Origin of the sequence: Ruixingdingia sedimenti, from assembly GCF_031432425.1 — a bacterium.
Classification (GTDB): domain Bacteria; phylum Pseudomonadota; class Alphaproteobacteria; order Rhodobacterales; family Rhodobacteraceae; genus Ruixingdingia; species Ruixingdingia sedimenti.
Map to the genome: position 1 here is coordinate 1 of NZ_JAVKPH010000116.1, position 1,162 is coordinate 1,162.

Sequence of the window (1,162 nt, forward strand, 5' to 3'; positions counted from 1 at the left end):
CCGTAGTATCCGTGTCGATCAAGTGGCATTTGGGCTCCATTTTCGATTGTCGCGGATGAGCGCGTTGGCCAGCACGATGAGCTTGCGCATGATGGCCGCGATTGCGACCTTCGATGGTTTTCCGGCCTCCTTGAGGGCCTGGTACTTGCGCCGCAGGTCCGGGTTGATGCGCAGGGCGACGAGCGCCGGCATGTAGAGACCGCATCGCAGCGACGCACGACCGCCCTGTATACGCGAGCGCCCCTTCCACCCGCCGGACTCGCGCGTGATGGGCGCCAGACCCGCCAGGCTCGCCGCCTGTTTGCCGTCCATCTCGCCGAGTTCCGGCATCTCGACGATGATCGCCATTGCCGTGATCGGGCCGATGCCGGGAATGCTGGCGAGGATTTCGCGCCTGCGCTGGAGCGTCTCGTCTGCGCCGACGATGGCGGCCATCGCCTGCTCGATCTCGCCGATCTGTTTTTCGATCTGAACGAGGCGGGCCTTGATCTGGCGGCGGACGAGGGCGTTCTGCGCCACCTGCTCGCGATTGCGCGCCGCGATCCGATCCTTGATCAGCGCTTGGCGCGCCACGCTCAACTCTCTGAGATCGTGATGGATTTCTGAGCGCGCAGGACGTGCCTCCAGATCCAGAACGACCGCCATCCGCGCCAAGAGCGCCGCATCGATCCGGTCGGTCTTGGCCAGCTCGCCGGTCGCCTCGGCGAAGCGGCGGGCGTAACGCGGGTTCACCTTGACGATGGCGATCCCGGCCCTGGTCAGAGATTGCTCGAGAATCCGGTGATAGGGGCCGGTGGGTTCGAACACGACCCGCACGGGCTCCTGGCCGATCCAGCGCATCAGGGCCTTGCAGCCGGGCTTGTCGTTCGGGAACTGCCGGTGTTCGCCGGTCGCCAGCCGGAAGGCGTCGAGAACGGGTTTCGAGATATCGATGCCGATGGTATCCTTCATTGTCTTTATCCACTTCCTCGTCTTGTCATCCGGGCCGCGAACCCGGGTATCCGTTCAGGACAGAAGATGAAGACGGGGGCGATCCCACTACGGCACGGCGCCGGAGACGGCCCAGCTTCTCTCGATCCGACCCCCGCCATTGCCCGCCATAAATGGCGTGGCGGGCAGTGGCTCCCTTTTGCCTCAGGAGCCGGGGGAAGTCATAAGACAA

1 protein-coding gene is annotated in these 1,162 nt (G+C 64.6%); it reads right to left on the reverse strand.

Features of this window, described 5'->3' with window-relative positions:
- Positions 1-18: 18 nt before the first annotated feature.
- Entirely contained in the window at positions 19-951 is a 933-nt protein-coding gene (locus RGD00_RS23355) for an IS110 family transposase (RefSeq protein WP_310459623.1), read from the reverse strand.
- Positions 952-1,162 lie beyond the last annotated feature (211 nt).

Bases quoted from the DNA above. Each gene is read 5' to 3' on its own strand.
- RGD00_RS23355 (WP_310459623.1), bottom strand. From the start codon at position 951: ATGAAGGATACCATCGGCATCGATATCTCGAAACCCGTTCTCGACGCC.